The following is a 6,405-nucleotide window of genomic DNA, read 5'->3' on the forward strand; positions in this document are numbered from 1 at the left end:
CTTCCGGGGGGAATCCTTCTTGAAGGTGTAGAGCGTCATCCCCTTCCCGTCGACCAGGTACTTCCCGACATCCACCTTCTCCATCACCTTGATCGCGTCCTGGCTCGGCTCGGACGCGATCCCGGCGAACGCGAACGCTACCAGCAAGGCCATCGCGAGCGTGAGCGCCTTCCTGTGCATGACACCCTCCCGTTGATCGGATTTTATCCTCGACAGCCATTAGTTGCCGATCCGCCCCGGGGAGTTTCCGTCACCCCTTGTCCTTTTTCGCCTTGCCCTTGCCCTTCCCCTTGTCCTTCCCTTTCCCCCCGCCTTTACCGGGGCCGCCCCACCCCTTCTTCAGCTCATGGAACTCCGCGGATCCGGGCTTGATGCCGAGGTTTTTGGCGATGGCCCCCCATCCCTTCCCCCGATTCGCCTTATACTCGCGGATCACGATATCCTGCGGCTGCCGGGCGACCTGTCCCACCTTCAGCACCATGTATGCGTCGGCCGGGGTGCGCACCTCGCCGAATACAGCCTCCACCTGAGCATGGGGGATCCCGAACGTCGCCCCCACCCGTACCTTGAAGGCGACGAGGTCCGCGCGGGCCTCGACGTTCAGGTCGGAGAGGAAGGCGTCGAGATCGCCGCCGCAGATCCCGGCCGCGGGGAAGAGGACGATGGCCGCCAGCGCAAGAGCGAGCCCGATCTTTTTCATGGGGGAGTCTCCTTTCCCTCGTGATAAAAAAAATCCCCCCGGCGGTTCGCCCGACCGGGGGGATTCCATGTGTCTGGCGGGGTGGACGGGACTTGAACCCGCGGCCTCCGGCGTGACAGGCCGGCGTTATAACCAGCTTAACTACCACCCCAATGGGCAAAAGTTACTTATACACGACCCTCCCGCGCGTGTCAATCGGGGCGGACCGCCCTGCGCGCCTCCTTGGCCCGCCCCAGCCTGCGCTTCTCCTCGAGGCGCCGCTCCACCGCCGCGCCGGAGGGACGGGTCTTTTTCCGCGGGCGGACGGGCTCGGAGGCCTTCTCCACCAGGCGCGCCAGCCGCTCCCTCGCGTCCCGGCGGTTGCGCTCCTGCGTCCGGTACCGCCCGGCCTCGATCACCAGGACGCCGGCGGCAGTCATCCGCTTTCCCGCCATCCGGATCAGCCGCTCGCGGACCTCTTCGGGCAGCGACCGGGAGCCGCGCACGTCGAACCGCAGCCGGACCGCCGTGGCGACCTTGTTGACGTTCTGGCCGCCGGGGCCCGATGCGCGGACGAACCGCTCCTCGATCTCGTCATCGGGAACGATGAACTTCATGCGGCCGATCCCCCCCCCGGCGGGCGGGCGCCCCCCCGGAGGCCGAAGAGCAGGCGAAGGATCTTCCGCATGCGGTCGCCGAACAGCTTCGGCGCGAAGTGCGAACCGGCCGCCTTCTTCGAGATCTCGGCCAGCGTCGGGTAAGCGTGCACCGCGCCCGCAAGCGCGGACAGCTTCGCTCCGCCGGCCACAGCGGCCACCCACTCGTGGATCAGCTCCCCCGCGTGGTGCCCCGCGATCTGGCAGCCCAGCAGCCGCCCCTTGGGGGTGATCAGCACCTTGATCATCCCCTCCGCCTCTCCCTCCGCGAGAGCGCGGTCGTTCTCGCGGAACCTTCCCGTCAGCACCCGGTAATCCACCCCTCCGGCCGCGGCCCGCTTCTCGTTGTATCCGATGCTGGCGATCTCCGGGTCCGTGTAGGTGCACCAGGGAACCTTCGAGTAGTCCGCCTTCCTGGGCAGGTTGAGCACGGCGTTGGAGAGGGCGATCCCGGCCTCGTACGCCGCCACGTGAGTGAAGGGGAACACGCCGTTGACGTCCCCGCAGGCGTAGATGTGCCGCGCCCAGGTCCGCATGCGCGGGTCCGTCGGGATCCCGCGGGGAAAGAACGGGACGCCCGCCGCCTGCAGATTCAGTCCTTCGGTATTGGGGACCCGCCCCGCGGCCACCAGCAGCGCGTCCCCCTCGATCGTCCGCGGCTCTCCCTCCCCTTCGGCCGGAGCAACCCGCAGGCGGACCGTCGAACCGGCGGACTCCGCCTTGAGCGCCCTGGTGCCCGAGAGGACTTCCACTCCTTCCGCTTCGATGCGAACGCGCAGGATCTCCGACATGTCCGCGTCCTCGGCCGTCAGAAGCTGCTCCCTGGGCTCGACGAGGACGACTTTCGATCCGAGCCGCGCGAACGCCTGCGCCATCTCGACGCCGACCGGCCCGCCGCCCAGCACCAGCAGCCGCCCCGGCAGCTCCGTCCGGGAGAAGACCGTCTCGTTCGTCCAGTACGGGACCTCCGCCAGCCCGTCCACGGGAGGCACGGCGGGACGCGAGCCGGTGGCGACGATCCAGCTCTTCGCCGTCACGCGCTCCCCGTCGACGGACACGGCGTGCCCGTCCTCGAACCGCGGCTCCCCGAAGCGGACCGTCGCGCCGAGCCCGCGGAATCGCTCCGGCGAGTCGTGCTCCTGGATCGTTTCGATCACCGAGCGGACGCGCGCCATGACCGCCGCGAGGTCCACCGGCGGAAGGGCAAGCGCCGGCAGTCCGAACTCCTCCGCCCTTCGGGCGAGCGACCAGACCTCCGCCGACCGGATCAGCGTCTTCGAGGGGACGCAGCCGAAGTGGAGACAGTCGCCTCCCAGCCTCGGCGCCTTCTCGATCAGGATCGTCTTCGCGCCGAACTGCGCCGCGCCCGCGGCCGCCGTCAGCCCCGCCGCGCCGCCGCCGAGGATCCCGATGTCGTAATCGTAAACCGGCAACCTCCACCCCCGTACGATAGGATACATTAAAGGGAATCCCGGACGGACAAGGAGAGGACGATGATCCTGGCAGGAGACGTCGGGGGCACCAAGACCAACCTCGCCCTGTATTCCGCCGTCCGGGGGGGCTTGCGACGCGGCGCCGCGCGATCGTTCCGGAGCTACGATTACCCGTCGCTCGAAGCGATCCTGGAGGTCTTCCTCGCGGGGCGAAGGAAGGTCGACGTTGCCTGCGTCGGCGTCGCAGGGCCGGTGCGGCAGGGAAAGAGCCGTCTCACGAACCTCTCCTGGAGCGTGGACCGGGAAGCGGTCCGCCGCGCCTGCGGAGCCCGCGCGGCGTTCCTCCTCAACGATCTGCAGGCGCTGGCCTTCGCGGTCCCATTCCTGTCCCGGGGAAAGACCGCAACGCTGCAGAAGGGGGAAGCGGACCCCGAAGGGCCCATCGCGGTCGGGGCCGCGGGAACGGGATTCGGGCAGGCCGCCCTTCTGCCGTCCGGCGCCGGCTTCCTCCCGATGGCGTCGGAAGGCGGGCACGTCGAGTTCGCCCCGCGGGACGCCCGCGAGCAGGCGCTGCTGGAGCATCTCCGGAAGGAGCACGGGCGGGTGAGCGTGGAGCGGGTGGTCTCCGGCCCCGGGCTGTACTCCGTCTACCGGTTCCTCCGCGAGGCGGAAGGGGCGCCCGAAACGCCCGAGACTGCCTCCCGCATGGCATCGGAGGACCCCCCGCGCGTGATCGTCTCCGAAGGGCTTGCCGGCCGCTCCGCCGCCTGCAGGGAAGCGGTACGATTCTTCTGCGGCATGTACGGCGCGGCGGCGGGGAATCTTGCGCTGCAATATGCCGCCACCGGCGGTGTTTACCTCGGCGGAGGGCTTGCGCCCGCGCTCCTGTCCGTCCTTTCGAATGGCGGATTTCTCGACGCGTTCCTCGACAAGGGGCGGTTCCGCGGCTTTCTCGAAAGAGTGCCGGTGAAAGTCATCCTGGACGAGACGGCCGCGCTGGAGGGCGCCGCCCGGTTCGCATGGGGTCAGAAGTACGGGTCGTCCCCGCCCTCCGACAGGGAATAGACGAGGACCGCCAGGTCGTAGAGGCGGCCTTTCCGGTCGTTGACGAATTTCGCGTGGACCACCTTCTTCTCGAACCCCATCCGCTCGAGCGCCCGGACGGCGGACTGCTGCTTCCCGATGACCTCCACGACGAGGTGTCTCAGGGCGGCCTGCTCCGCGAGGTGGCGCATCTCGCGGATCATCGCGGTGCCGAGCCCGAGCCGGCGGAAATCGGGCGCGATCAGGATCCGGACGATCCCGACCCGCTGCTTCCATCCCGTGCGGCTCCGGTAAAGCGTCACGGCGCCCACCACGCGGACCCCCTGCCAGGCAAGGATCGGGAGCGATGTCTCGTAGTCGATCGCGTTCTCCCACCGCCGCACGACCTCGAGGTCGTCCACGTCCTCGTGGAAATGGGCCTTGTCGATCTCCGGCAGGCGCCGAAGGAACTCCCACAGCCCCTCGGCGTCTCCGGGAGCCAGGGGACGGAGCAGCAGCTTCGCGTCGTTGCGCAGCGCGATCTCCTTGGGGTACCTGTCGAGCGAAATCAACTGTCTCCTCCTTCCGCGTCCGGAACGCTCACCAGTCCTCCCGGAACGGGATCTCCGCGGCTTCGTACCACGCGGCGAAATCGCCCGGGGAATGAGGAGCGGCGCCTTTCTCGTGCAGCAGGTCCCCGATCGCCCGGTGGGCATAGGAAAGGGCGTGGTCCATGTGCAGGAAGGCCTCCTGCCCGTCACCTTGAGCCTCGGCCGCCTGCAGCGATTCGCATGCCCTGGCGAGGTCCTTCCGGGTCGCCGGGAGCCCTTCCGCCCCGACGGCGTCCCCGATCCAGCCCAAAAGCGTCCGCAGCCGGTTGCGGGCCCTGCGCAGGTCGAGCGGGCTTGCGTCCGCCTGCCTCCAGCGCCCGAAATACAGCTCGTCGTGCCCCGCGCGCAGCTTCGGGAAGGGCGCTCCCAAGTACGGGCACCCCTCTCCCGCGCCGCCGGCTTTCGTTCCGCCCGCGGGCTCGGGGAAATGTTCCGCTCCGCAGTGCGGGCAGCTCATGCCGCCCCTCCGTTCCCTGTTCCTGATATTAACAACTATACCGAAGGACGGATCGGCATGGAGAGGTCCCACATCTTATTTTCAAATCGGAGCGAGGGTCCCGCGGAGCGATGAAAGGGAGGAAGATTCGATGAAGACCAGGAAGCAAGACACCTCGCCGGACGCGGTGCGGCAACCGGCGGGGGAGAAAACGAGGAACTGGTACCGCGATATTCCCGTGAAGGACGCGTGCGAGAAATGCGGCGAGGTGGATCCATGCAGGATCTGCGAGGGAGAGAACGCACGGTCGGAGCGTCGGCGCTGAACGGGAAGCAGCGCCCTTGACGCCCACCCCCGGGACGATGATACGATAACGGTTCTCATCCAGGGAACCATTCTCCTCATTGGGGGGGCCGGCATCGTAATCGTGTAAGCGTGTCTTCTTTCCGGGAGGGGAGAATGATCGAAAAGGGGGTCGAAGAGCGGGATTTGTCTTGGCGTCAGGCGAACCGGATCGAGGAGCGGCTCAAGGAGATCGACCTCATCCTCAAGGCGGCTGCGAACGTCGCCATCCGAGGCAAGGTCGACGGCGAAAAAGCCGGGAGCACCCGGTGCGGTTGCCGGTGCGAGGACCGGTTCGCGAACGTTGTGGACCTGATCGGTTCGTATCGGGATCTCCTCGTCAAGCTGACGCGGTCCCTTTATCCGTCGAGGGAGGAATCCGCGGCGCGCAACGCGGCCGACGGGGCGATCAATCCCTCATGACGGATTTTCAGCGATGAAAGATGGGGTCGCGGAATCGTCCGCGACCCCATCTTCGTATCTGGTAGGCGGAACAGGACTCGAACCTGCGACCCTCGCCTTGTAAGGGCGATGCTCTACCAACTGAGCTATCCGCCCGCCCCTTCGTTATCGCAGCGGAAGTCCACCCTAACAGCGCCTCGCCGCGTCTGTCAACTCCGTCCGGCCGTTCCGTGCGGCGGTTCGTTTCCCGACGTGCCGCAGAACGGGCAGGTCGTCCAGCCCGGCTCGAGAGGAAGCCGGCACTGGCGGCAGGTGTTCTTCCGGAAGCCGCCGCAATACGGGCAGAAGAAGAAGCGGGCGTCCAGCAGCCGATTGCAATCCGGGCACTCCCGCTCCATCCGTTTCTGCGGCCCCACGACCCGGAGCACTTCGTCCGCCGTCGTGATCCCGCGGCGGATCTTGTCGATCCCGTCCTCCAGGAGGGTGCGCAGCCCCGCCGCGCGCGCCGCGGAGAACAGATCCGACTCCCGGTAGTTCGACGAGATCATCTCCCGGAACCCGTCGTCCATCACGAAGAGCTCGAAGATGCCGGTGCGTCCCAGATACCCCGTCTGGTTGCATCGCGCGCACCCTTTTCCGCGGAAGACGACTTCCCCGAGGGCGTGCGGCGGGACGTTCAGCAGCGACAGGACTTCCTTGTCGATGGGCTCGGAGGCCTTGCAGTGCGGGCAGATGGTCCGCACCAGCCGCTGGGCGAGGATCCCCTCGACCGCGGACGCGATGAGGTAGGGCTTGACCCCCATGTCGATCAGCCGGGTGACGG

At 67.7% G+C, this 6,405-nt stretch carries 10 protein-coding genes and 2 tRNA genes; 3 read left to right on the top strand and 9 right to left on the bottom strand.

Annotation, left to right across the window (positions count from 1 at the left end; genetic code table 11):
* The 5 genes from AB1346_02825 to AB1346_02845 all read right to left on the bottom strand — a co-directional run.
* A partial coding sequence (locus AB1346_02825; GenBank protein ID MEW6719365.1) for a hypothetical protein occupies positions 1-180 on the bottom strand: 180 nt, incomplete at its 3' end.
* Positions 181-250: 70 nt separating this feature from the next.
* Positions 251-700 (bottom strand): hypothetical protein, encoded by a 450-nt coding sequence (locus tag AB1346_02830; protein MEW6719366.1) that lies wholly within the window; start codon positions 698-700, stop codon positions 251-253.
* Positions 701-774: 74 nt separating this feature from the next.
* Positions 775-851 (bottom strand) — tRNA-Asp (locus tag AB1346_02835).
* A gap of 40 nt (positions 852-891) precedes the next feature.
* A complete protein-coding gene (gene arfB / locus AB1346_02840; GenBank protein MEW6719367.1) occupies positions 892-1,296 on the bottom strand; it encodes an alternative ribosome rescue aminoacyl-tRNA hydrolase ArfB in 405 nt (134 codons plus the stop codon).
* Positions 1,293-2,768, bottom strand: a complete 1,476-nt coding sequence (locus tag AB1346_02845) for an FAD-dependent oxidoreductase (protein ID MEW6719368.1) — start codon at positions 2,766-2,768, stop codon at positions 1,293-1,295. Before AB1346_02845 ends, arfB begins: the two co-directional genes overlap by 4 nt.
* A 60-nt stretch (positions 2,769-2,828) precedes the next feature.
* Between AB1346_02845 and glk the strand changes: the two genes are divergently transcribed.
* Positions 2,829-3,833, top strand: coding sequence for a glucokinase (gene glk / locus AB1346_02850; GenBank protein MEW6719369.1), 1,005 nt, complete (start codon positions 2,829-2,831; stop codon positions 3,831-3,833).
* On the opposite strand, the gene AB1346_02855 is transcribed toward glk, so the two are convergent.
* Together AB1346_02855 and AB1346_02860 are read right to left on the bottom strand one after the other, a co-directional pair.
* Positions 3,794-4,363 (bottom strand): GNAT family N-acetyltransferase, encoded by a 570-nt coding sequence (locus AB1346_02855; protein MEW6719370.1) that lies wholly within the window; start codon positions 4,361-4,363, stop codon positions 3,794-3,796. The two genes, glk and AB1346_02855, sit on opposite strands and share 40 nt — an antisense overlap.
* Before the next feature lie 28 nt (positions 4,364-4,391).
* The gene (locus AB1346_02860; GenBank protein MEW6719371.1) at positions 4,392-4,859 is read right to left on the bottom strand and encodes a hypothetical protein; all 468 of its coding nucleotides are present in this window, start codon (positions 4,857-4,859) and stop codon (positions 4,392-4,394) included.
* 130 nt (positions 4,860-4,989) lie between these two features.
* On the opposite strand from AB1346_02860, the gene AB1346_02865 reads away from it, so the two are divergent.
* Positions 4,990-5,163, top strand: a complete 174-nt coding sequence (locus AB1346_02865) for a hypothetical protein (GenBank protein ID MEW6719372.1) — start codon at positions 4,990-4,992, stop codon at positions 5,161-5,163.
* A 134-nt stretch (positions 5,164-5,297) separates the two neighbouring features.
* Positions 5,298-5,603: a hypothetical protein gene (locus AB1346_02870; protein ID MEW6719373.1), complete on the top strand. Its 306-nt coding sequence runs from the start codon at positions 5,298-5,300 to the stop codon at positions 5,601-5,603.
* A gap of 59 nt (positions 5,604-5,662) precedes the next feature.
* Here AB1346_02870 and AB1346_02875 read toward each other — a convergent pair.
* Positions 5,663-5,738: transfer RNA gene (locus AB1346_02875), tRNA-Val, on the bottom strand.
* A gap of 53 nt (positions 5,739-5,791) precedes the next feature.
* A partial coding sequence (locus tag AB1346_02880) for a zinc ribbon domain-containing protein (GenBank protein ID MEW6719374.1) occupies positions 5,792-6,405 on the bottom strand: 614 nt, incomplete at its 5' end.

The sequence above is a fragment of the Thermodesulfobacteriota bacterium genome, assembly GCA_040758155.1.
In the GTDB taxonomy this organism is placed as follows: Bacteria; Desulfobacterota; Deferrimicrobia; order Deferrimicrobiales; family Deferrimicrobiaceae; genus UBA2219.